At 54.8% G+C, this 21,553-nt stretch carries 22 protein-coding genes; 10 read left to right on the top strand and 12 right to left on the bottom strand.

Annotated elements, in window-relative coordinates; genetic code table 11:
* Position 1: 1 nt before the first annotated feature.
* From I9W95_RS14395 to I9W95_RS14355, 9 genes are all read right to left on the bottom strand, one after another.
* Positions 2-370: a rhodanese-like domain-containing protein gene (locus I9W95_RS14395; RefSeq protein WP_225676099.1), complete on the bottom strand. Its 369-nt coding sequence runs from the start codon at positions 368-370 to the stop codon at positions 2-4.
* Complete coding sequence (locus tag I9W95_RS14390) at positions 367-960, bottom strand: carboxymuconolactone decarboxylase family protein (protein ID WP_225676097.1); 594 nt, start codon at positions 958-960, stop codon at positions 367-369. Before I9W95_RS14390 ends, I9W95_RS14395 begins: the two co-directional genes overlap by 4 nt.
* Complete coding sequence (locus I9W95_RS14385) at positions 957-2,468, bottom strand: GMC oxidoreductase (protein WP_225676095.1); 1,512 nt, start codon at positions 2,466-2,468, stop codon at positions 957-959. Before I9W95_RS14385 ends, I9W95_RS14390 begins: the two co-directional genes overlap by 4 nt.
* Positions 2,465-2,983, bottom strand: coding sequence for a hypothetical protein (locus tag I9W95_RS14380; protein WP_225676093.1), 519 nt, complete (start codon positions 2,981-2,983; stop codon positions 2,465-2,467). The genes I9W95_RS14385 and I9W95_RS14380 overlap by 4 nt, the downstream gene beginning before the upstream one ends.
* A gap of 83 nt (positions 2,984-3,066) precedes the next feature.
* A complete protein-coding gene (locus I9W95_RS14375) occupies positions 3,067-3,981 on the bottom strand; it encodes a LysR substrate-binding domain-containing protein (protein WP_225676091.1) in 915 nt (304 codons plus the stop codon).
* 13 nt (positions 3,982-3,994) lie between these two features.
* Positions 3,995-4,855 (bottom strand): archaetidylserine decarboxylase, encoded by an 861-nt coding sequence (gene asd / locus I9W95_RS14370; RefSeq protein ID WP_225676089.1) that lies wholly within the window; start codon positions 4,853-4,855, stop codon positions 3,995-3,997.
* Positions 4,856-4,912: 57 nt separating this feature from the next.
* The gene (locus tag I9W95_RS14365) at positions 4,913-5,746 is read right to left on the bottom strand and encodes a sulfurtransferase (RefSeq protein ID WP_225676087.1); all 834 of its coding nucleotides are present in this window, start codon (positions 5,744-5,746) and stop codon (positions 4,913-4,915) included.
* 57 nt (positions 5,747-5,803) lie between these two features.
* A complete protein-coding gene (locus I9W95_RS14360) occupies positions 5,804-6,412 on the bottom strand; it encodes a hypothetical protein (protein ID WP_225676085.1) in 609 nt (202 codons plus the stop codon).
* Positions 6,413-6,460: 48 nt separating this feature from the next.
* Positions 6,461-7,456 (bottom strand): hypothetical protein, encoded by a 996-nt coding sequence (locus I9W95_RS14355; RefSeq protein WP_225676083.1) that lies wholly within the window; start codon positions 7,454-7,456, stop codon positions 6,461-6,463.
* A 93-nt stretch (positions 7,457-7,549) separates the two neighbouring features.
* Here I9W95_RS14355 and motA point away from each other — a divergent pair, with 93 nt between their 5' ends.
* Positions 7,550-8,401, top strand: a complete 852-nt coding sequence (gene motA / locus I9W95_RS14350) for a flagellar motor stator protein MotA (RefSeq protein ID WP_225676081.1) — start codon at positions 7,550-7,552, stop codon at positions 8,399-8,401.
* Positions 8,401-9,423, top strand: coding sequence for a flagellar motor protein MotB (gene motB / locus I9W95_RS14345; RefSeq protein ID WP_225676079.1), 1,023 nt, complete (start codon positions 8,401-8,403; stop codon positions 9,421-9,423). Before motA ends, motB begins: the two co-directional genes overlap by 1 nt.
* Before the next feature lie 37 nt (positions 9,424-9,460).
* Here the strand turns inward: motB and rsgA are convergent, their stop codons facing one another.
* Entirely contained in the window at positions 9,461-10,492 is a 1,032-nt protein-coding gene (gene rsgA, locus I9W95_RS14340) for a small ribosomal subunit biogenesis GTPase RsgA (RefSeq protein WP_225676077.1), read from the bottom strand.
* Between the two features lie 97 nt (positions 10,493-10,589).
* Between rsgA and orn the strand changes: the two genes are divergently transcribed.
* Positions 10,590-11,132 (top strand): oligoribonuclease, encoded by a 543-nt coding sequence (orn, locus tag I9W95_RS14335; RefSeq protein ID WP_225676075.1) that lies wholly within the window; start codon positions 10,590-10,592, stop codon positions 11,130-11,132.
* 54 nt (positions 11,133-11,186) lie between these two features.
* Here the strand turns inward: orn and I9W95_RS14330 are convergent, their stop codons facing one another.
* Entirely contained in the window at positions 11,187-12,236 is a 1,050-nt protein-coding gene (locus I9W95_RS14330) for a sensor domain-containing diguanylate cyclase (RefSeq protein WP_225676073.1), read from the bottom strand.
* A 63-nt stretch (positions 12,237-12,299) separates the two neighbouring features.
* Positions 12,300-13,376 carry a tRNA epoxyqueuosine(34) reductase QueG gene (queG, locus tag I9W95_RS14325; protein ID WP_225676071.1) on the bottom strand — a complete coding sequence of 359 codons (1,077 nt, stop codon included), beginning with the start codon at positions 13,374-13,376 and terminating at the stop codon, positions 12,300-12,302.
* Between the two features lie 65 nt (positions 13,377-13,441).
* Between queG and I9W95_RS14320 the strand changes: the two genes are divergently transcribed.
* The 7 genes from I9W95_RS14320 to hflX all read left to right on the top strand — a co-directional run bounded on the left by I9W95_RS14320 (position 13,442) and on the right by hflX (position 21,543).
* A complete protein-coding gene (locus tag I9W95_RS14320) occupies positions 13,442-14,959 on the top strand; it encodes an NAD(P)H-hydrate dehydratase (protein ID WP_225676069.1) in 1,518 nt (505 codons plus the stop codon).
* Complete coding sequence (gene tsaE, locus I9W95_RS14315) at positions 14,959-15,438, top strand: tRNA (adenosine(37)-N6)-threonylcarbamoyltransferase complex ATPase subunit type 1 TsaE (RefSeq protein WP_225676067.1); 480 nt, start codon at positions 14,959-14,961, stop codon at positions 15,436-15,438. The genes I9W95_RS14320 and tsaE overlap by 1 nt, the downstream gene beginning before the upstream one ends.
* Positions 15,435-16,739: an N-acetylmuramoyl-L-alanine amidase gene (locus I9W95_RS14310; RefSeq protein ID WP_318653621.1), complete on the top strand. Its 1,305-nt coding sequence runs from the start codon at positions 15,435-15,437 to the stop codon at positions 16,737-16,739. The genes tsaE and I9W95_RS14310 overlap by 4 nt, the downstream gene beginning before the upstream one ends.
* Before the next feature lie 11 nt (positions 16,740-16,750).
* Entirely contained in the window at positions 16,751-18,637 is a 1,887-nt protein-coding gene (gene mutL / locus I9W95_RS14305) for a DNA mismatch repair endonuclease MutL (protein ID WP_225676065.1), read from the top strand.
* Positions 18,637-19,593, top strand: a complete 957-nt coding sequence (gene miaA / locus I9W95_RS14300) for a tRNA (adenosine(37)-N6)-dimethylallyltransferase MiaA (protein ID WP_225676063.1) — start codon at positions 18,637-18,639, stop codon at positions 19,591-19,593. Before mutL ends, miaA begins: the two co-directional genes overlap by 1 nt.
* A 112-nt stretch (positions 19,594-19,705) precedes the next feature.
* Entirely contained in the window at positions 19,706-19,957 is a 252-nt protein-coding gene (hfq, locus tag I9W95_RS14295) for an RNA chaperone Hfq (protein WP_225676061.1), read from the top strand.
* Between the two features lie 275 nt (positions 19,958-20,232).
* Positions 20,233-21,543 (top strand): ribosome rescue GTPase HflX, encoded by a 1,311-nt coding sequence (gene hflX, locus I9W95_RS14290; RefSeq protein ID WP_225676059.1) that lies wholly within the window; start codon positions 20,233-20,235, stop codon positions 21,541-21,543.
* The last annotated feature ends 10 nt before the right edge of the window (positions 21,544-21,553 follow it).

Below are 21,553 nucleotides of genomic sequence, written 5' to 3'. Positions count from 1 at the left end.
CTTAAGGCTCCGCTTTAATACACGGCAGTCCCGCCTTCCACCAGGCGAGCATACCTCCTTGCAGTTGTTTGCAGTCCAGCCCCAGGCTGCTTAGCTGGCGTGTTGCCGGAATGCTGCGATGCGCAGACAGGCAGATCGTAATCACCGGTTGTGTATTGTTCAGACCGAGCGCAGCGACAGCGTTTTTACGAAACCGGGTGATGGGCAGGTTGATCGCTCCGGGTATATGACTCGCAGCAAACTCCTGCTCACTGCGAACATCGATAATCTGTAAACCGGGTTGTGCACCATCCTGCATTAGCCGATGCAGTTCTGTGGCGCTGACTTCAGCGACTTTGCCAAATGGCAGCCATTTAAGAAATCGCTTCATGACAGGCTATCCAGAGTGACTTTACGGTCGCTGCGGGCGGCCCACCAGATACTGATCAGCACCGGTGCGCTTAACGCCGAGCTGATGACTTCCGTCAGCAGATGACTGTTCTCAGCGCTCTTACCCTGCAGGCGCAGCAGAAAAGCATCAAACGTATTGCCGCTGAGGTTGGCGAAGTAAATTGCATACAGGTAGGCATGAATTTCACGCACTTCTGCGCCACTGAATACGCTGCTCAGGCGCTCTTTTGCCTCGGCCGAAGGCTTTCCCGACTGTTCTGCAAAATGCTGGGCGTACAGCATAGCGATGCCTTCCCGTTCATTAGCCAGCGGCTGATCCGGTGATGCCAGCAGGGCGTTCATCTGTTCAATATCGACGCCATTTTTAAGCGCCAGATGAGTATGTGCCCAGGCACAATAGCGGCAGTCGTTCACGCTGGTGCAGGCCAGCATGACCTGCTCCCGCAGCTTACGGGAGGTAGCAGGCAGCAGCAGCGCTTTGCCCAGCAATGGCAGACGAACGCCAGCCTGTAAGCTGATGCGCAGCAGTTGCGGCAGTGTGAATACACGCTTGTGGAATGCGGATTTCATGATGTTTTGCTCCGGGCCTTTACGGCCTTCTTATGAGTTGCGTTTGGAATATGAAGGGCAACATGGCGAGCCCAGGCCGAAATCGTCATTGATGGCGGTGTACCGGGAGCAGCGGGTAAGGCTGCAGCATCGGCGATAAACAGACCGGGGTGGTCGTGAACTTCGCCAAAGCCATTCACCACACCGCTTTCTGAATGGTCGGCTAAGCGTGCGCCACCGAGTGGGTGTACCGTCAGCGGCCGATTGCGCATAAAGCGTAAAGCGCTGCCGCTACGGCGGCCGACTTCAGCCAGGTGGGCGTACACACTGGCCAGTATCGGATTGCTTTCCTGCAGGTAACGGAAGCTAAGCCGACCTTTGTGCCAGCGTGCGACGCCATTGGCGTTGTCCGCCCCCATGCCCACCACAATCAGATCACGTTGCAGGCGTTGGCGAATACGAGCGGGCAGTGGTATCTGTTCGATGCCATTAACGCCGTAGCGGGTCAGATCCACCGGCAAGCAGCCGGGCAGGGTCATCGCCTGGTCGCTGTCGTTAGCGCGCAGAGCAAAGCGCCCATGGCAGGGCGTACCCGAACTCAGATTCTGTTCGCTGTTCAACGGCCACCAGGCGGGGACATCACCGTTGCCGCCAAAACCCAGTCCGAGAGTCTGCATGCCTTTCAAGCCGCCGACATCGCGGCTGTGGAACAGCAGGCGCAGTGTGTTCAGTGTGCCTGCGGCCAGAACGACACGATGGGAAGTCAGGTTGATGATTTGTTTGCGCTGATGGTCCTGTACGTCGAGGCGATAACCGTTCGGGGTTCGCCAGATCGCCAGGCATTCATGCAGGGCACGGATTTCCAGCCCCTGTTCGACGGCTGGCAACAACAGGCGCTGATCCAGCGTGGCTTTACTGCCGCTCTGACTGCCTAGAAAGCTGTTGTTTTGCCAATCGTCGGGGTCTCCTTCCATGCGCACCGACATCGCCGGTTGGCCGACGCTGTCGTCGGCGATGAAGTCTTTGCTGTCCCTGAATGCTGTGCCGGTGAAATTCGGAATATTGTCGTCGGCCGTTGGCTGACGTGCGCCCATCGTGGCAATCATCCACTGATAGTGGGCTTCCATGTCAGAGCTGCTGATGTGCTGGCTGTGTCCATCCCAGTAGTCAGATTTTGCCGGGCGGGTATTCATGGCACTGTACACATGGCTGCCACCACCGACGCTGCTGGAGCAGATCACGCTCATGTCCGCGCTCAGGTGTATATCAAACAAGCCATGGCGATTCATTCGTATGCCGTTGCCTTTCGTCCATGGCAGCGCCAACCGATGCAGCAGATGGGAATAAAAGTGTCGCCCCTGTGGCAACGGGCTGCGCTTATCAATACCGGCCATGCGCACCGGTCGGGTATCACGCCAGGGGCCACGTTCCAGCAGCAGAACCCGCTGGCCGGCATTTACCAGAGTGCTGGCGGCTACTGAACCACCAAAGCCGCTGCCAATGACGATGACGTCGTAATGGCTGTTCATGCCGCTGGCTCCAGAGTGAAATACAGCAGGGTGGTGAGGTTGTTCTTACCCTGCCAGCGCATACGTGCCAGCCACACGCCGTCGGCAAGCAGGCGTGCTTCACCACGAATCGGTTGTAGCAAGCCTGGTGTACGTGGATGCAGGTAATTCAGACGCAGTAGCGGCTTACCCTGCTCATCATCACCGCTGCCGGTAAAGTAATAACCGAAGCTGACGGAACCTTTGCTGTTGAACCAGCTGTTGGCCCCTTCGCCATCGGCAAAGCTTTTGCCCTTCCATGGGTTGATAAAGCTGGCGAGCAGGCGGTAGATCGGGCTGCGCAGCCAGCGTGGCAGAGCATTAATACCGCTGATGCCGAATAAGGTGCCGCGGAACAGTCCCTGCAACTGAGCGTCGGCGGGGCAGCTCAGGCTATCGAACAGGGTATCCAGTTCCTGCTGATGGAACTGAAACAGGTGTTTAGCGGCAGCGCCGGGCAGAGTGCTGGGAATAACTGAACTGGTGATCTGATTCATACAAAGTACCTCGTGTTGGCAGGTACTTTAGAAGCTGTCGGGATTCGCCGACAAACGATATAAAACGCGCTTTCAGATTAGTTTTACTTATCCGAAAGTTTGTTCAGTTGCTCGCTGATCCAGATGATAAACGCTCGGGCTGCAGGTTCATGCTGCCACTGTTCGGCGTAAACCGCATATACCGCTTCGCTGAGCGGACCCAGCGGCGGAAAGGGTGACTCAAGACGACCAGCGCGGATCAGCGGGTTCTCAATCGGATACAACGCCAGTGCAGCGCCCAGGTTTTCGGCAGCCTGAATCGCTGCCGGGTAATCATCAACGTGTGTGACTTTGGCGTCGTTGCCAGTGTTATTGCACAAGCCCGTTTGTTCAAAGAAGCGTTGCCAGCTGTCGGGGCGGTCACTCATTTCAATACGCGGCATCTGGCAAATATTGCTGGTGGTGTGTGGCAGATTGAAGCGCGCGCTGAAACCCGGCGGACACACCAGTTGAATGCTGACATCCAGCAATTTTTCGTGCTGTAAACCACTCCAGGGTGGCGAGCCAAAGCGGATAGCAACATCGGCTTTGCGCTGTTGCAGGTCGGTATAGTTCAGCGCTGTTTCTATGTGCAGTTCGATATCCGGGTAGCGTTGCTGAAAGTCTTCCAGATTCGGAAACAACACGCGATTCGCGACCGGCGGCATAACACTGACGCGCAGCCGACGGTGGCCGTGCTGCTGGCGTAGTTGAGTGGTGGAATCCCGTAACAGGTTCAGTTGCTGACTGACCTGCTGCCAGTAGGTTTCACCGGCGACGGTAAAGCGCAGAGAACGATTCAGGCGTTCAAACAGTTGCACACCCAGCTGGGATTCCAGCAGCTGAATCTGCTGACTGACCGCCGATGGGGTGACACATAACTGTTCTGCTGCCAGTTTAAAGCTAAGGTGCTGCCCTGCTGCTTCAAAGGTGCGCAGCAGGTTCAGCGTTGGCAGATCACGATGAGGCTGCCGGTTCATACTGTGCTTTTAATTATTCCATCGACATGGCGATGGATTCGCCCATGCGCAGTGGTGAATCGGCTTGCAGTTCAGGCTGCCAGTGCATACGGTCTTTGCCGAAACACAGCACCACGGTAGAACCCAGCAGGAAGCGACCCATTTCTTCACCTTTTTCGATGGTGATGCGTTGCGGGTTGGTAAAGTCAGTCACTTTCAGCTCGCGCTTAGGCGGCGTGATCAGACCAGCCCATACGGTTTCGATGGCGGCAACGATCATGGCGCCCACCAGAACCATGGCCATCGGCCCTTGTTCGGTATCGAAAATACATACCAGACGCTCATTGCGAGAGAACAGGCGCGGCACATTTTCGGCGGTGGTTTTGTTAACCGAGAACAGGTCGCCGGGTACGTATACCATTTCACGCAGCGTGCCGGTGACCGGCATATGTACACGGTGATAATCCTTTGGCGACAGATAAATGGTGGCGAACTCACCACCCATAAATTCTTCAGCGCGCTCAGTGTTGCCACCGAGTAATTCGATCAGAGAATAGTCCTGACCTTTGGCCTGAAATACACGACCGTTTTCAATTTTGCCCAGCTGTGAAATGGCGCCGTCGGCAGGCGAAACAATCTGGTTGTCACCTTCAGCGATGGTGCGGGCGCCTTCTTCCAGTTCGCGGGTGAAGAAGTCGTTGAAGCAGCTGAATTCATCCGCGCTTTTGCGTTTGGCTTCGTTCATGTTGATGCCAAACTTAGAGATGAAGAAGTTAATGAAGGTGTTCTTAATCCAGCGTACTTCGCTGGCAGCAATCATACCCACCAGACGCGACAGCAGGTGCTGTGGAATCAGGTACTGGAAAATGATAAATGCCTTATCTTTGAATGACATGGTAATCCTTATGGTGGGCCTGCTGTCAGGCCCGAACAGTTAACAGTAAAAATACGATTAAGGCTGGTTGCCTGTGTTTACAGGGGTTGCCGGATCATTTCCCCATTCTGACCAGGAGCCAGCGTAGCCCTTGATGTTCAGGCCGAGAATTTTACCAACGAGATAGGTAAAACCAGAGCGATGGTGAGTCTGGCAATGAGTCGCAATTTCTTTGCTCTCATCAATGCCCATATTTTTCAGCAGAGCGCGGAATTCATCGAGGTTGTTAATACGCAGGCCACGCGCCTTGTCCATCCCCAGTGTCCATTCGTAGTTCACCGCACCGGGAATATGGCCGCCGCGCTGCGAGATGACTTTTTCGCCTGTGTATTCGCCAGCTGAACGGGCATCCCAGATGGCAAAGTCCGGCTGACCGATACGTGCCAGTACCTGTTCTTTGGTCAGAGTGCAGTCGTGGTTAACCACTTTGGCCTGATATTCGGTCGCTGTGGTGGCGACTTCGCCGGCTTCTGTTGGCAGACCTTCATCCAGCCAGGCCACCAGACCACCGTTGAGGTAGGAATATTTTGTGTGGCCCAGGCAGTCCAGTACCCAGATCAGACGGCCAGCCCAGCCACCGCCTTCATCATCGGAACAGATTACGTGGGTGTCTGGTGTCAGGCCCAGTTCACTGAATACCGCCGACAGCGCCTCTTCAGATGGCAGCAGGCCGGGAACCGGTTGGCCAGTGCACTGCAGTTTTTTGAAATCCAGGAATACGGAACCTGGAATATGGTTTTCCACAAAGGTCTCGAACTTAGCCTGTTCAACGATAAGAATCTTGTCGTCGGCTGCAAAAGGCAGTCTGGCTGCCAGTTCGGCAGGTTCAATTAGCAGGGGCAGGTCGGCCATGGAAAACTCCCATCGAAAGTATCAGAGGCGGGAGTTTATCCAAGGTCGCGACGGATGTCAGGTCGGCGCGCGCGATTGCGCTGCTGCAGGACGTTTGGCCAATGTGCTGGCACGTAATGTAGCGAGGCTCTGGCTGGTGATGCTGCACAGGTTTTTAAAGGCAATGAACTCCGCCTGTGACAAGGCATTCTGGTCTTCATTACCGAAGCCCATTACCAGGCCGATGGGGCTGGCACCGGCATCAATCGACATCATCATGGTCTGTGCTGGCAGCAGTTGCGTGACTGATTCCGGCAGACGAACCAGAAACTTGTCACGGTTAGCGGGTGTCAGCAGCAGGCTGGCTGGCTTTTCCAGTAGCTTGTTAAAGATGCTGGGCTTGCGCAGATCGACGATAAACCGCTTCATGGCCGCCTGCTCGCTCATGCCTTCTGCATAAAAAACCTTGAGAGCGGTTTTTTCTTTGTTAAGCAGTGCAATGCAGGCGGATGGCAAACCAATACCTTCTGTGACGCCACGCAGCATACCGCGCATCAGATAATGCCAGTCGCCGAAACTGTCCGGTTCCTGCTGAATCTGCTTCAGCAACTTCTTCATATAGTCATCGTCCTGATGACGTTCGCGCGCAACGTCTGTGCCTGGCTTTGGACGGGTATCGGCAGGCACAAACTCAACGCTGCCTGCTGTTTTCGGCGTACTATCCTGCGGACGTTGCTAAACTGTTTTCTTCTCCGCCGGCGCAATCCACGGGTATTGCTGACGACAGGCGTGGGGACTGAGTAACAGATGCAAACCTGTACCTGCAGAGCTGTGCTGCTGCAGGCTGGACAGCAGCTGCAATTCGCGAATCTGTGGCTGTAGCACATACTGAGGTTTCCCCAGCCAGTGACTGACCAGCGCCGTCCAGCGTCGGGTGTGAATATCTTCCGGGCTCATGTGCAGATGCCAGGCCAGATGGTGTGCCATCAGTGGAATCATCATTGGCTGCAGGCACTGGTGTAACAGATCACGCTGGTTATCCAGGTCACGCGGATCATGGCGCCGCAACCTGCGCCATTGTTGCTGCTCTGGCCAGTTACTGCGAACAAACATGTCCTCGGCAGCTTGTGGAAGCCGTAATTGCCGGGCAAGCAGCGACCATTGCTTCAGGTCGTCGCCAAATACCGAACGGATAGCGCTGACCAGTTCATCGCCCTCGCTCAGACAGTAGAACCAGTTGCCACTTTGTGGCCAGACTCGTAGCCAGGCCAGTAATGGTGCGGAACTGAGCATGGTGGCCCAGCGTGCGTAACTGCTGGATGGATTCCCCCGTACCTGAGCCCAGCTGGCGGCCAGATTACCGGCGAAACCTGCCGTATGAATCACGGCACGATACAGCTGCTCACTGGTATCCGTGGTACCGCGTTCGACCACGGGTAAGTGCTTCATCAGTCGCACCAGCTCTTGCATGCCCAGTAGCGACAGACAGCTGGCAGCACCGGATATCTGTGGCAGACACTCGGGATTCTGGTCGGCGGCTACCTGCAACAGATTCAGGCACAGTGCAGCATCACGCTCAATAGCCGGTGCTACATGGTCGAAACTGACCTTTTTACTTTTCAGTGCGTGACGTACCAGATCGCGGGTTTCTTCCAGAATCGGAAAATCGCGCTGTTTGCCAGCTTCACTCCAGAGTCGCGCGGGAGCGGGTGTAATAGGAAACTGAGTCATGGGCAGGTTTGTGTAACCGTCGTTTGTAGCCTTTACTTAACTATAGTCTCTATCCATCCCTTCGGGAGCTGTTGCTACAAGGACTTATCGGGAATGTTGTTTTTTATTGGCTTGTTCATTGTTTTTGGCAGTGTGCTCTACGGCTATGTCATGTCGCACGGCAATCTGCTGGCTTTGTGGCAGCCTTTTGAGATTCTGATTATCTGTGGTGCAGCCTTCGGAGCCTTTTTGCTGGGCAACCCGCTGCATGTTGTGATTACCTGCTTCAAAATGATTCCGCAGATCATTATGGGCAGTAAGGTCAACAAAGCCATGTATATGGATGTACTGGGCCTGGTCTATGACATCCTCAATAAAGCACGGCGTGAAGGCATTATGGCCATTGAGGCCGATGTCGAAAGTCCGTCATCCAGTGCGTTATTCTCCCGTTATCCGGCAATTCAGAGTAATGAGGAGCTGGCACATTTTATTGCCGATTACTTCCGCATTATTGCCGCTGGTAATCTGACCTCGTTTGAGCTTGAATCACTGATGGATCAGGAAATTGATGCGCGCCTGCACGAACTGGAGCTGCCGGGTAATGCTGTCAGTAAAGTGGCCGATGGCCTGCCGGGGTTCGGCATCGTGGCGGCGGTACTGGGTATTGTGATTACCATGGGTGCCATTGATGGCGAGATCGCTGAAATCGGTAATCACGTGGCGGCGGCTCTGGTGGGAACCTTCAGTGGTGTTTTTCTGGCTTATGGTGTTGTCGCGCCGGTTGCCACTGTCATGCGTCACCTGGCGGAAGAAGAGATCAAATTGTACGAAGCGGTGAAATCCTGTGTCATTGCTTCTCTGAACGGCCTGCCACCGCAGCTGGCGGTGGAATTCGGGCGTAAATCCCTGTTTACCCATGGCCGGCCGTCGTTCAACGAGGTTGAAAGCAAGGTGCGTGGGCGCTGATGGAGAATCTCGGCCAGCACCAGAATATTGTTGTTCGTCGCTATAAAAAAGGACGACACGATGAGCATGGTGGCGCCTGGAAAGTCGCCATGGCTGACTTTGCGCTGGCGATGATGGCGCTGTTTCTGGTGCTGTGGGTGATCAACTCGTCCAATGAACAACAGCGAGAAGCTATTTCCGGTTACTTTCAGGACCCGAAAGCCTTTGAAGAGGGAAATAAGGTTCCGTCCAGATACGTGATCGACCTCGGTGGTTCACCCTCCACTGCCGATAATATTGCCGAATCGGAAACGCTGGATCCGGAAAAGATTCTGCAGGCCGAAGAAATTGAAAGTCTGGCTGAGGCCATTGAAAAGCGGCGCATGGAAGATATGAAAGCGCAGATCGAAGCGCAGATTAACGCCAGTCCGACGCTTAGCCCGTTCAAAAATCAGTTACTGCTGGATATCACCACTGAAGGTTTGCGTCTGCAGATTGTCGATCAGACCAAACGACCGATGTTCGATACCGGCAGTGCCAAACTTAAATACTATTCAGAAGATATTTTATGGGAACTGGCGCCCTTGCTGGGAACCATGGAGCACCGTTTATCGATCAGTGGCCATACCGACTCATCGAAAATGGGCGGCGCCCGTGATGAAAACGACGCCAACTGGGGATTGTCATCCATGCGCGCCGATTCAGCGCGACGAGCGTTAATGGAGGCCGGTGTACCCAAGTCGCAGATTGCACAGGTTATCGGCATGGGCGATACCGCACCGCTGAAACCAGACGATCCGTATGCTGCAGTTAACCGTCGTATATCGATTACTCTGCTCAATAAGCGTTCGGCGGAAGCGGTGGATGATCGTGCCGGTAAGGGGGATGTCGAGTTTATCAACGATGGGGAAGCGCCGCCTGAGGATGCACGTAAGCCAGTGATTAATCAGGCCGGATCGTTACTGGAGCAGCTGCGCAAACAGCGCGAAGAGAGTAATAACAGTTACGATAACCCACCTAATAAGAGCGAAGTCTTCTGGTAAGCAATGGCCCGGTAACAACAGTTGACCGGGCAATCTGTTAAAGCTCTGTAAGGGTCTGCAGGATGCGCTTATAACTGTCAAAACGATCCTGACGGATTTCTTCTTTTTCCAGTGCTTCACGTAAGGCACAGCCGGGTTCCTGTTCGTGTTTGCAGTCGCGGAAGCGGCAATAGCCTGCCAGTGGACGTAATTCACGGAAACCATACAGCACGTCGTCGGCACTCATGTGCCACAGGCCAAATTCACGAATCCCCGGTGAATCAATCAGATCCCCTCCGGCCGGAAAGTGGTAGAGGCGGGCGGTAGTTGTGGTATGTCGACCTTTGCGGGTGTTCTCGGATAGTGCCCCTACTTTGAGATCTTCATCCGGCAGCAGGGTACCAATCAGAGATGATTTGCCCACGCCGGACTGACCAACAAACACGCTGACACGACCATTAAGAAACTCTTTTAAACTGCCCAGGCTGGATTCTTCCTTGCTGCATACCTGCAGGGTGCCATAGCCAAGGTCTTCGTATTTCTTCAGCAGTTGCTGAAAGCGTTCCCGGTTACTGTCGTTCAGCAGGTCTGTTTTGTTGAGCAGAATGATCGGTTCGATCTGACAGTTTTCCGCGGCAACCAGATAACGGTCAATCAGGTTGGCATGCGCTTCAGGTTCGGGCGCAATAGTCAGCACAATAAAATCGATATTGGCGGCAACCGGTTTGATTTCGTTATACGGATTCGGGCGTGACAGCTCTGACTGACGCTTGAGCACGGTTTCTACCACACCGGTCAGCACACCGCTGGTCTCCGGGCCCGGACGAAACACAATATGGTCGCCGGTAACCAGTGAGCCAAGGTTGGCGCGCAGGTAGCAGCGATACCTCATTGAATGATCGCCACGGGCTTCAACTTCCACCTGGGTGCCGAAGTGTGCGATTACCTGGCCTTCCAGTTCATCACCCAGTTCGCCGGCGTTCAGCTGTTCGGATATACCGACTTCTTTCTTGCGGGCACGCTGAGCTTTTTCCTGCTGGATCTTCTCAACGCGCCAGGCCTGGCGGCGGTTCAGTTTTCGTTTACTCATGCCTGACGTCATTCTTTGCTGGTGGCGATATTCTCCGTGTTGGCTGGCTAAGGTGCAAGTTGCTAGACTGCAGACAAAGTACTTTGAGTGAAGCGTTATGAGTCTGAACGACAATCTGGTGTGGATGGATCTGGAAATGACAGGTCTGGACCCGGAACACGATGTCATCATCGAAATTGCTACCATCGTGACCGATGGCGACCTGAATATTATCGCCGAAGGGCCGGTTATTGCGGTGAAGCAACCGGATGTGCTGCTCGATGCGATGGATGAATGGAACACCAAAACCCATGGTAACTCCGGGCTGACCGAGCGTGTACGCAACAGTAACGCCGATGCCCGTGAAGCTGAGCGTCAGACTCTGGCGTTTCTTGCTCAGTATGTGAAAGCCGGTACCTCGCCACTGTGTGGTAACAGCATTCATCAGGACCGCCGCTTTCTGGTGAAGTACATGCCGGAGCTGGAAGCCTACATGCACTATCGCAATATCGATGTGTCGACCCTGAAGGAACTGGCCAAGCGCTGGAAACCGGAAGTCGTCAGTTCTTTTCAGAAAAAAGGCAGCCATCAGGCGCTGGACGACATCCGCGAATCCATCGACGAAGCACTGCATTACCGTAAGCACTTTCTGGCGCTGTAAAAACAGAAAAGCCCGCAACAGCGGGCTTTTTTCTTGCAGAAACTTTTTGCTGACTTACCCGTGCTGATCCTCTTCGTGACGAATACACACCTGATCTCTGCCGTTGCTTTTAGCGTCGTACAGCGCCTGATCCGCCAGTTCAATCAGATCGGCTTCATTTTCCAGTCCGCGAGCATCTGAACCGGCAATGCCAATGCTGGCAGTGATCGTCAGGCCGGGAAATATATGCTCGAACGACATCTCGCGTATTTTCTGCAGAATTCGCTGGGCCAGCCCGTTAGCCTGCTGCGGCGAGCAGTTATCCAGCACCACCATGAATTCTTCACCGCCATAGCGGCCAACGGCATCGTCCGGGCGCAGGCACTGACGCAGCGCGGAGGATACGGTCTGCAGGACTTTATCGCCGGCCACATGGCCGAAGCGGTCATTAACGCTTTTAAAGTGATCGAGGTCGATCATCAGTACCGATAGCGGGGTCAGGTTCAGTAGGTGGCGTTGAAAAGCGCGGTGCAGGATGTGTTTGATGGTGCCCTGATTCCATAGCCGGGTCAGACTATCAACCCGCGAGGCCTGCAGGGCGTGATCCAGTTCACCCAGCAGTTCAATCTGGGTGTCGGTGAGCTGGGTGAAGTTCAGTTCAGTCTGGGCCCAGGCCATAACATCCAGCAGGGCATTCATGTCTTCTCTGGTGAAATTACGAGGCTTTCTATCAATGATGCACAAGGTGCCTATGTTCTGGCCGCGACTCTTGAGCAGTGCACCAGCATAGAACCGAGCCTGATAGTCACCGGTGACATAAGGGTTGTCGCTGAAGCGTTCGTCCTTTGTCAGGTCAGCACATACAAGATAATCATTTTCCAGCAGAGTGTGCTGGCACAGTGAATCCTGACGTGGCGTACTGATCAGCGGTGCTCCCTGAATCGACTTGAACCATTGAGTATCCTGGTCGATCAGCGAAAGAAAAGAGATTGGAACGTCAAACAGCCGGTACAACGTTCGGGTTATCCGGTCGAAGCGCTCCTCGAGAAGAACGTAGAGAATATCCAGTGCTTGCAGGGCTTCAAGGCGTTTTTGCTCCTGCGCCGGAAGCTTGGCATGGGACATATATAGCCTCCCTCAGGTTCATGCTTTCAGTGTAGACAGAGTTCCATTGTCTGCCGCGTTCATTCATTGCTGCTGACGTGCCAGTGCCCAGTCGATATGTTCCTGCACCAGCGGACTGACCTGTGGTCGGCGCTGCTGCAGAGCCGCGCTGATTTCCAGGCTCGCCGGGGCGTTGCCCAGGGCGACGGCAATATTGCGCAGCCAGTTCTCATAGCCGGTGCGGCGAATGGGCATGCCTTCGGTGTTTTTCAGGAAGGTAGCTTCGTCCCAGGCGAACAGCTCGAGCAGACTGGCTTTGTCGAGGTTGGCGCGGGGGCTGAAGTCGGCTTCCCCGGTGCTATTGCTGAAGCGGTTCCACGGGCAGCCAATCTGGCAGTCGTCACAACCGAAAATGCGATTGCCCATCCCTTCACGCAATTCAGGCGGAATCGGCCCATTCAGCTCAATGGTGAGGTATGAAATACAGCGCCGGGCATCAAGAACATGGGGGCCAACAAAAGCCTGTGTCGGGCAGATTTCCAGGCAGCTGGTACAGCGCCCGCAATGATCTTTAAGGTAGGGCTCGTCTTCAGGCAGTGGCAGATCGGTAAGGATTTCGCCGAGAAAAAAATACGATCCGGCGTGGCGGTTGATCAGCATGGTGTTTTTGCCTATCCAGCCCAATCCTGAACGATTGGCCAGTGCTCTTTCCAGCACCGGCGCGCTGTCAACAAAGGCACGGAAACCCATGTCTTCAACTTCGCTTTGCAGTTGTTTGCCAAGCTGGGTCAGGCGCTTGCGGATCAGCTTGTGGTAATCCCGCCCCAGTGCATAGCGTGAAATATAGGCCTGTGACTTGTCCTGCAGTTGTTCGGTAATGCTGATGTCGGGCGCCAGATAATCCATCCGCAGGCTGATAACACGCACGGTACCCGGTAGCAGTTCGGCGGGGCGTGAACGCATATTACCGTGATCGGCCATGTAGCCCATGTCGCCGTGGTAGCCCTGTTGAAGCCAGGATTGCAGATAATCTTCGTGCTCCTGCAGATCAACGCCGGTTACTCCGACCTGCTGGAAACCGGCATCTGCTGCCCAGCTGTTCAGCTTTTGCCGGAGCTGTTGCAGTTGCGCTGGGCTCAGTGTGGTGATCTGGCTTGGCATGGGTTCGTCTTCATCGACCGGCTTCTATATAATTCCGACAATTTACCACATTGGACGTCCGGCGGATGAATCGACCATACAGCGCAAAGGATCACTTACCCGGCGAACTTTATCGGGCAGAGCAAGTGCGCACTCTCGACCGGCTGGCAATAGAAGAGCAGGGCATTGGCGGGTTTGAGCTGATGAGCCGCGCCGGCGAAGCGGCGTTTGCCTGTTTGCTGGAGCGCTGGCCGGATGAAGAACAGATCTGTGTGTTTGCCGGACCGGGTAACAACGGTGGCGATGCATGGGTACTGGCGGCGCTGGCGTGCATGCATGGAGTAGCTGTGCGCTTTTATACCGTTGGCGATATGTCGCGTCAGTCTGACGATGCACGGCAGGCTATGCAAATGGCACTGCAGGCTGGCGTTGAGCCTGAAGCATTTGCCGGTGAACTGGATTACGAAGGGCAGATCATCGTTGATGGTTTGCTGGGCACTGGTCTGAACGCAGACGTCAGCGGTCTGTTTGCCACAGCGATTGCTGCCATCAACGCCCATCGTGCCGATGTACTGGCTCTGGATCTGCCATCTGGCCTGAATGCCGACACCGGCAGGATCATGACCTGGGCAGTCAATGCCGATCTGACCGTAACCTTCATAGGTGTAAAACAGGGACTGCTGACCGCCGATGGGCCAGACATGGCCGGAGAAATCGCCTTTGCTTCGCTGGCGGTGGAGCCGGTCATTTACCATCAGGTTCGCGCCAATGCTGAGCGCATCAGTTGGGATCGATTTGATCGATTGCATCGTCGTCCGTTACAGCGAACAGGGAACGCCCATAAAGGTGAGTTTGGTCATGTATTAATTATCGGTGGCGACAGTGGTATGGGCGGCGCAGCTGCCATGGCTGCTGAAGCAGCCGGACGCTGTGGTGCCGGGCTGGTCAGCTGCGCAACCCGCGCCGAGCATGTGATGCCGATTCTGGTACGCCGTCCGGAGGTGATGGTAAAAGGGCTGGAGTCCGGGCTGGAGTTGCAGCCGATGATGACTAAAGCCAGCGTGCTCGCCATTGGTCCGGGACTCGGACACAGCAGCTGGGCGGAGCTGATGCTGCAACAGGTGCTGGCGTCTGATCTGCCACTGGTACTGGATGCTGACGCACTGAACATTCTGTCGTCACCGGGCTGGCGCCGCGATTTTGCCGGACGAGATGTCATTCTGACACCTCATCCGGGCGAAGCCGCACGTTTGCTTGAATGCTCCGTGGCTGATATCCAGCGTGATCGTTTTGCTGCCGTACGTCAGCTGGCGGAACGATATCAGGCGGTTGTGGTTCTTAAAGGTCAGGGCAGCCTGGTTGCTGATGCCGACGGCCGCATTGCCTTGTGCACCGATGGTAATCCGGGCATGAGCAGCGGTGGTATGGGGGATGTGTTAACTGGTGTACTGGCTGCTTTGCTGGCGCAGCATATGCCTGTATTCGAAGCCGCCTGCTTTGGCGTGAGTGTTCACAGTGCCGCTGCAGACCTGGCAGCAAAACAGGGAGAACGCGGTATGCTGGCTACTGATCTGATGATGTATTTGCGGGAGTTAATGAACTGATGTCGATCCGCCTGACTGGTGAGTCTGCAATGACGGCGTTTGCTGCGGCATGCGCCCCTGTACTGAAACAGGGTGGGCTGGTATTTCTGGAAGGCACATTGGGTGCGGGTAAAACGACATTCAGTCGCGGCCTGATTCAGGCACTGGGTCACCAGGGCGCAGTGAAAAGTCCGACCTACACGCTGGTGGAAGACTATCCGCTGGATGGCTGTCACGTTTGCCATTTTGATCTTTATCGCCTGGGCGACCCTGAAGAGCTGGAATTTATGGGTATTCGTGATTATCTGGATCAGAATGCCTTGTGTCTGATTGAGTGGGCGGATAAAGGCCACGGCATTTTGCCAGCAGCAGATCTGGTGCTGAGCATCGATGATCTGGGCGACAGTCGTGAACTGCACTGGCAGTCTGCGACTGCGCTTGGGCAGCAATGGTGTGAGCAACTGGACCAGATCAGCAAGAGTTTTGAGGAGGTGGCGTGAGATTAGCGCTGATCCTTCTGTCGCTTCTGGCTTTGCCAGTGATGGCCGACGTGCAGGATGTGCGGGTATGGCAATCACCGGATAAAACCCGTCTGGTTTTTGATCTTACCGGGCCGCACGAGCACAAAATTTTCACGCTGAATAACCCAGAACGGGTGGTCATCGACGTTAGCAATGCGAAGATGAAATCCAGTGTCGAGGGGCTCGATACTCAATCGACGTCGATTCGTTCAATTCGTACCGCACGACGTAACCAGAACGATGTACGTATCGTAATTGATGTGACTGAGCCCGTGAACGCCAGCAGCTTTCCGCTGGTGCCGAACAATGTCTACAGCAATCACCGTCTGGTGGTGGATCTGGAACGTATTCAGGAAGCCCGTGTGGTCGCGCCGGTTAAGAAAGCTGACAGTTACGAAGACAATAAACGCGACATTATTATTGCCATTGACGCAGGCCACGGTGGCGAAGATCCGGGTGCTATCGGTCATGGGCGTACAAAAGAAAAACATGTGGTACTGGCTATTGCCCGCGAGCTTGAGCGTTTGCTGAAAGCGGAGCCTGGCTTTACGCCATACATGGTGCGTACCGGTGATTATTACATCGGTTTGCGTGAACGTACCTCGAAAGCGCGTAAAGCCAACGCTGACTTCTTTGTTTCCATCCACGCCGATGCGTTCAAATATCCAAGTGCCAGTGGCAGCTCGGTCTTTATGCTGTCAGATCGTGGTGCGACCAGTGAAGCGGCGCGCTGGCTGGCAGACAAGGAAAACGAGTCCGACCTGATCGGTGGTGTGAGTCTGGAAGACAAAGAAGATCATCTGGCCATGACGTTACTTGATCTGTCGATGACCAATAAACGCAAAGAGAGTATGAAGCTTGGTAATCATATTCTTGAGCGGGTTGGCCATGTTTCGAAACTGCATAAAAAACAGGTGGAAGAAGCAGCCTTTGTGGTGCTTAAGGCTCCGGATATTCCTGCATTGCTGGTAGAAACAGGCTTTATCTCCAATCCGCAGGAAGCCCGTAAACTGGCTGATTCCGGATATCAGAAAAAGATGGCGCGAGCGATTTACAGTGGTGTGACAGAATATTTTCGTGACCACCCACCGCATGGCACTTTGCTGGCGGCACAGAAAGGCAGCGCACCTGTATTCAGTACTTATGTCATTCGCAGTGGCGATACGCTGTCAGAAATTGCCGTGCGTAACGGCATTGCGATTGCGGATCTGCGTAAAGCCAATGGCCTGAAAAATGACAGCCTGCGGGTCGGTCAACGACTAAAAATCCCGAATTCCTGACGAGCTGATATATGGCCCGAATACATTTACTGTCGCCCCGTCTGGCTAACCAGATTGCTGCTGGCGAAGTGGTTGAACGACCAGCGAACATCGTTAAAGAGCTGGTTGAAAATGCGCTGGATGCCGGCGCTTCCCGTATCGATATCGACGCTGAACAGGGTGGTATTAAATTACTGCGTATTCGCGATGACGGCTTTGGTATCGATAAAGACGATCTGTCGCTGGCGCTGAGTCGCCATGCCACCAGTAAAATTATTACGCTGGATGATCTGGAAGCCGTCGACAGTCTCGGTTTTCGCGGCGAGGCGCTGGCCAGTATAAGCTCGGTGACCCGTCTGACTCTTACCTCCCACGCGCGGGATGCGGAAGAGGCGTGGAGTGTCAGCGTTGAAGGGCGTGATATGCAGGCATCGGTATCGCCAGCTGCACACCCTGTTGGTACTACCGTAGAAGTACGAGATCTGTTTTTTAACACGCCTGCGCGGCGTAAATTTCTGCGCACCGAAAAAACCGAATTTTCCCATCTGGAAGAATACGTAAAACGCCTGGCGCTCAGTCGCTATGATGTGGCGTTTTCGCTGCGTCATAATGGTCGCACTATTCATCAGTTGCGACCGGCTGAGCGCGGAATCGAGAAAGAAAAGCGCGTGGCCAGTCTGCTCAGTGCAGAATTTATCGACAGTGCTGTGCATATCGAAACCGAAGCGGCGGGGTTATCCCTGCAAGGCTGGGTTGGCCTGCCGACTTTTTCACGCTCGCAGGCAGACATGCAGTACTTCTTTGTTAATGGCCGGGTGGTGCGCGACAAGCTGGTGGTGCACGCCATTAAACAGGCCTATCGCGATGTGCTCTATCACGGCCGTCATCCGGCCTTCGTGCTGTACCTGACACTGGATCCGAAACTGGTGGACGTCAACGTTCATCCGACCAAGCACGAAGTACGTTTCCGCGATGGCCGTCTGGTGCATGACTTCCTGTTTCGCACGCTGCACCGCGCACTGGGTGATGTGCGTCCGGAAGATCGTCTGGCCGGTACCACGCCAGGTTCACTAACGAGTGATATCACCTCGGCGCCGCTCACTCAGCAGCCTGCTCCGGCCACCGGATTGCAGGCCGGCGAGTTTCAGGGGCAGAACCGACTCGACTGGCAGCCGTCAGCACCTTCGGCTGTTTCTGCCGGAACGGGAATGTCCGCTCCCTGGGCAGCGGCTCCTGTGTCGCGCGATGCAGTGTCCGAACAGTTAAATGCCTATCAGCAAATGAGTCAGCCGCTGGCGACGGTCGCTCAGGAACTGCCTCAGTCAGATTCTGATATGCCGCCACTGGGGTTTGCCATTGCGCAACTGCACGGCATTTATATTCTGGCGCAGAACGCTCTGGGTATGGTGGTGGTGGATATGCACGCGGCCCATGAACGTATTACTTACGAACGCCTGAAGGTCGCCGTTGATGCTCAGGGCGTACAAAGTCAGCCGCTGCTGGTACCGGTGTCACTGGCGGTCAGTGAGCGTGAAGCCGATGCCGCTGAGCAATACGCCGATGAATTTCGTCAGCTTGGCGTAGAGCTGGCACGAGTCGGTCCGGAGTCGGTACTGGTTCGTCAGATTCCGGTACTTCTGCAGCAGGCAAATGTACCGCAGCTGGTGACGGATATGCTGTCAGATCTGATGGAACATGGAGCTTCTGATCGTATTCTGGCTCACCGCAATGAGTTGCTGGGCACCATGGCATGCCATGGTTCGGTACGTGCCAATCGCCGGCTGACGATACCGGAAATGAATGCGTTGTTGCGCGATATGGAAGCCACCGAGCGTAGCGGGCAGTGTAATCACGGGCGTCCGACCTGGACGCAAATGACCATGGCTGAGCTCGATAAACTGTTTTTACGGGGCCGCTGATGCCACAACACGAATTACCACCGGCCATTTTTCTGATGGGGCCGACGGCCTCCGGTAAGACCGCGCTGGCACTGGAACTGGTCGAAAAATTCCCATGTGAAATTATCAGTGTCGATTCGGCCCTCATCTATAAAGGCATGGATATCGGCACCGCCAAACCCGATGCTGACATGCAGGCACGGGCACCGCACCGTCTTATTGATCTTATTGATCCGGCTGAAAGTTACTCTGCGGCCACCTTCCGCGATGATGCGCTGCGCGAAATGGCTGAGATCACTGCCGCCGGAAAAGTGCCTCTGTTAGTCGGTGGCACCATGATGTACTTCAAATTTCTGCGTGATGGTGCCGCAGAGTTACCGCAATCTGTGCCTGAAATTCGTGATCGTTTACTGGAAGAAGGTCTGGCTCAGGGCTGGCCGGCGATGCACGAGCGCTTAGCGGCCATTGATCCGGAGTCCGCAGCGCGTTTAAAACCAATGGACTCACAACGGATTCAGCGTGCACTGGAGGTCTATGAGATCTCGGGCAAGACGCTGACTCAGTTCTGGGCCGAGCAGCAAAGCGAGCCTTTGCCCTATCATGTCGTCAATCTGGCGGTCTGCCCTGATGAACGCAGTGTTCTGCATGAGCGCATAGCGCTGCGCTTCAGGCAGATGGTGGAGCAGGGGTTTATTGACGAAGCCCGCGCCCTGTTTGAGCGCGGCGATCTGCATGAGAATCTGCCGTCGGTTCGTTGTGTGGGATACCGCCAGGCATGGGACTATCTGCAGGGTAAATATGATTATGAGGAAATGATTGAACGTGGCATCATAGCGACGCGTCAATTGGCGAAACGCCAGATCACCTGGCTAAGAAGCTGGCCGGACCTTCACTGGCTGGAGACAGATGATCCTCATCTTCTGCAGTCCGCCTTGAAAATCCTCAATGCTAACGCCATATTTAACGCATCGTCCTGAATTCGCAGCCATGCCCGTAAAATAAAGCGTTGCTCCGGTCGGGACTGGGGCTTAATTATTACTTTTTAGCTGTCCCCACATTGGATGGCACACCTTATTTGAGGAGAATACGATGTCAAAAGGGCACTCGTTACAAGACCCTTACCTGAATCAGCTGCGTAAAGAACGTATCCCGGTCTCTATCTTCCTGGTAAATGGTATCAAGCTGCAGGGTCAGATCGAATCATTTGACCAGTTTGTAATTCTGCTGAAGAACACCGTTAGCCAGATGGTGTACAAGCACGCGATTTCCACCGTTGTACCGTCACGTAACGTGCGTCTGCAACCAGCGGATACCGGTGAAGCAGAACAGTCTGACGACTGATGGCTTAGCCAGCCCGGAGTGTACAGCGATGCTGTATGCTCTGGCTTGCAGGATCCTTTCGTCAGAAAACAGCAGGTTGCCAAATGCGGGCCATTAAGGCCGGGCTGTCCTGACCTGCTGTGTCGGAATGGAATTCCCTGTCAGGCCCAATGGGCTTCCAGCCGCTGTATTCCCGGCGGTGATTCCCAGTTGGCAAGGACATACAGCCCGCACAGGCCATACCTGTGTCCGGCAACGCTCTGTGAGCGACATGACTGAATATTTCAGAGGTGCCCTTGTTTTTCGAACGTCATGAAAACGGTGGGGAAACCGCCGTACTCGTCCATATTGATTTCCCTGAAGGCCCGAATCGCGAAGATCTTAATGAGTTCCGTGAACTTGTTATTTCCGCTGGTGCTGATCCCGTTGAACTGGTAACAACACGCCGTCCGGTGCCGGATGTCCGTACCTTTATTGGCAGCGGCAAGGTCGAGGAAATTGCCGGCGCCCTGCGTCTGCATGGTGCGGAGTTGGTTATTTTTAATCACTCATTATCTCCAAGTCAGGAGCGGAACCTTGAGCGTGCGCTGCAATGCCGCGTGCTGGATCGTACCGGCCTGATTCTGGATATCTTTGCCCAGCGTGCGCGTACCCACGAAGGTAAGCTCCAGGTCGAGCTGGCGCAACTGCAGTATCAGTCGACGCGACTGGTGCGTGGCTGGACCCACCTTGAGCGCCAGAAAGGCGGTATTGGTCTGCGTGGTCCGGGTGAAACCCAGCTGGAAACAGACCGTCGTCTGCTGCGTGAGCGGGTAAAAAACATCAACGCCCGCCTTGAAAAAGTACATGCTCAGCGCGATCAGAACCGTCGCGCGCGCAAGCGTTCCGAAGTGCCAACCGTGGCGATTGTCGGCTATACCAACGCAGGTAAGTCAACGTTGTTTAATACGCTGACCACGGCCGAGGTATACGCTGCCGATCAGCTGTTTGCCACGCTGGACCCAACGCTGCGCCGCTTTGGCGTAGAAAATGTGGGTGAAGTGGTGCTGGCGGACACGGTAGGTTTTATTCGCCATCTGCCACACAAGCTGGTGGAAGCATTCCAGGCAACGTTACAGGAAGCCGCTGATGCCGACTTACTGATGCATGTGATCGATGCGGCGGCGCCGGAGCGCGAAAATAATATTGAGCAGGTTGAGCTGGTGCTCAACGAAATTGATGCCAATGAAGTTCTGCAATTGCGGGTCTACAACAAAATTGATCTGCTCGAATTTGCCCAGCCGCGCATCGACCGTGACGAGAGCGGACGTCCGGTCGCGGTGTGGGTTTCCGCCCGTGAAAACGTTGGGCTGGAGCTCATACCTCAGGCAATTGGCGAATTGCTGGGTAAGGATGTCTTCAATGAAGATATCCAGCTGACCCCGGCAGATGCCCGCTTACGTGCAATTCTTTACGAATTGGGCGGGGTGCGCAGCGAACAATATGCCGAGAACGGTGATATGGTATTAAGCATTCAGATGCAGCGTCAGGACTTCCGTCGGGCGCTGGCGCGTGCAGATGTGCCTGAACACAGATTTATTGAACCTGTCAGGGAAGCCTGGCACTGAGGAACCTGAG

Origin of the sequence: Thalassolituus marinus (genome assembly GCF_020320395.1) — a bacterium.
GTDB lineage: Bacteria > Pseudomonadota > Gammaproteobacteria > Pseudomonadales > Oceanobacteraceae > Venatoribacter > Venatoribacter marinus.
The sequence above is the reverse complement of the archived record's forward strand: the minus strand, read 5'-3'. Positions and strand labels throughout refer to the sequence as shown.

Bases quoted from the DNA above. Each gene is read 5' to 3' on its own strand.
- I9W95_RS14395 (WP_225676099.1), bottom strand. From the start codon at position 370: ATGAAGCGATTTCTTAAATGGCTGCCATTTGGCAAAGTCGCTGAAGTC.
- I9W95_RS14390 (WP_225676097.1), bottom strand. From the start codon at position 960: ATGAAATCCGCATTCCACAAGCGTGTATTCACACTGCCGCAACTGCTG.
- I9W95_RS14385 (WP_225676095.1), bottom strand. From the start codon at position 2,468: ATGAACAGCCATTACGACGTCATCGTCATTGGCAGCGGCTTTGGTGGT.
- I9W95_RS14380 (WP_225676093.1), bottom strand. From the start codon at position 2,983: ATGAATCAGATCACCAGTTCAGTTATTCCCAGCACTCTGCCCGGCGCT.
- I9W95_RS14375 (WP_225676091.1), bottom strand. From the start codon at position 3,981: ATGAACCGGCAGCCTCATCGTGATCTGCCAACGCTGAACCTGCTGCGC.
- asd (WP_225676089.1), bottom strand. From the start codon at position 4,855: ATGTCATTCAAAGATAAGGCATTTATCATTTTCCAGTACCTGATTCCA.
- I9W95_RS14365 (WP_225676087.1), bottom strand. From the start codon at position 5,746: ATGGCCGACCTGCCCCTGCTAATTGAACCTGCCGAACTGGCAGCCAGA.
- I9W95_RS14355 (WP_225676083.1), bottom strand. From the start codon at position 7,456: ATGACTCAGTTTCCTATTACACCCGCTCCCGCGCGACTCTGGAGTGAA.
- motA (WP_225676081.1), top strand. From the start codon at position 7,550: ATGTTGTTTTTTATTGGCTTGTTCATTGTTTTTGGCAGTGTGCTCTAC.
- motB (WP_225676079.1), top strand. From the start codon at position 8,401: ATGGAGAATCTCGGCCAGCACCAGAATATTGTTGTTCGTCGCTATAAA.
- rsgA (WP_225676077.1), bottom strand. From the start codon at position 10,492: ATGAGTAAACGAAAACTGAACCGCCGCCAGGCCTGGCGCGTTGAGAAG.
- orn (WP_225676075.1), top strand. From the start codon at position 10,590: ATGAGTCTGAACGACAATCTGGTGTGGATGGATCTGGAAATGACAGGT.
- I9W95_RS14330 (WP_225676073.1), bottom strand. From the start codon at position 12,236: ATGTCCCATGCCAAGCTTCCGGCGCAGGAGCAAAAACGCCTTGAAGCC.
- queG (WP_225676071.1), bottom strand. From the start codon at position 13,376: ATGCCAAGCCAGATCACCACACTGAGCCCAGCGCAACTGCAACAGCTC.
- I9W95_RS14320 (WP_225676069.1), top strand. From the start codon at position 13,442: ATGAATCGACCATACAGCGCAAAGGATCACTTACCCGGCGAACTTTAT.
- tsaE (WP_225676067.1), top strand. From the start codon at position 14,959: ATGTCGATCCGCCTGACTGGTGAGTCTGCAATGACGGCGTTTGCTGCG.
- mutL (WP_225676065.1), top strand. From the start codon at position 16,751: ATGGCCCGAATACATTTACTGTCGCCCCGTCTGGCTAACCAGATTGCT.
- miaA (WP_225676063.1), top strand. From the start codon at position 18,637: ATGCCACAACACGAATTACCACCGGCCATTTTTCTGATGGGGCCGACG.
- hfq (WP_225676061.1), top strand. From the start codon at position 19,706: ATGTCAAAAGGGCACTCGTTACAAGACCCTTACCTGAATCAGCTGCGT.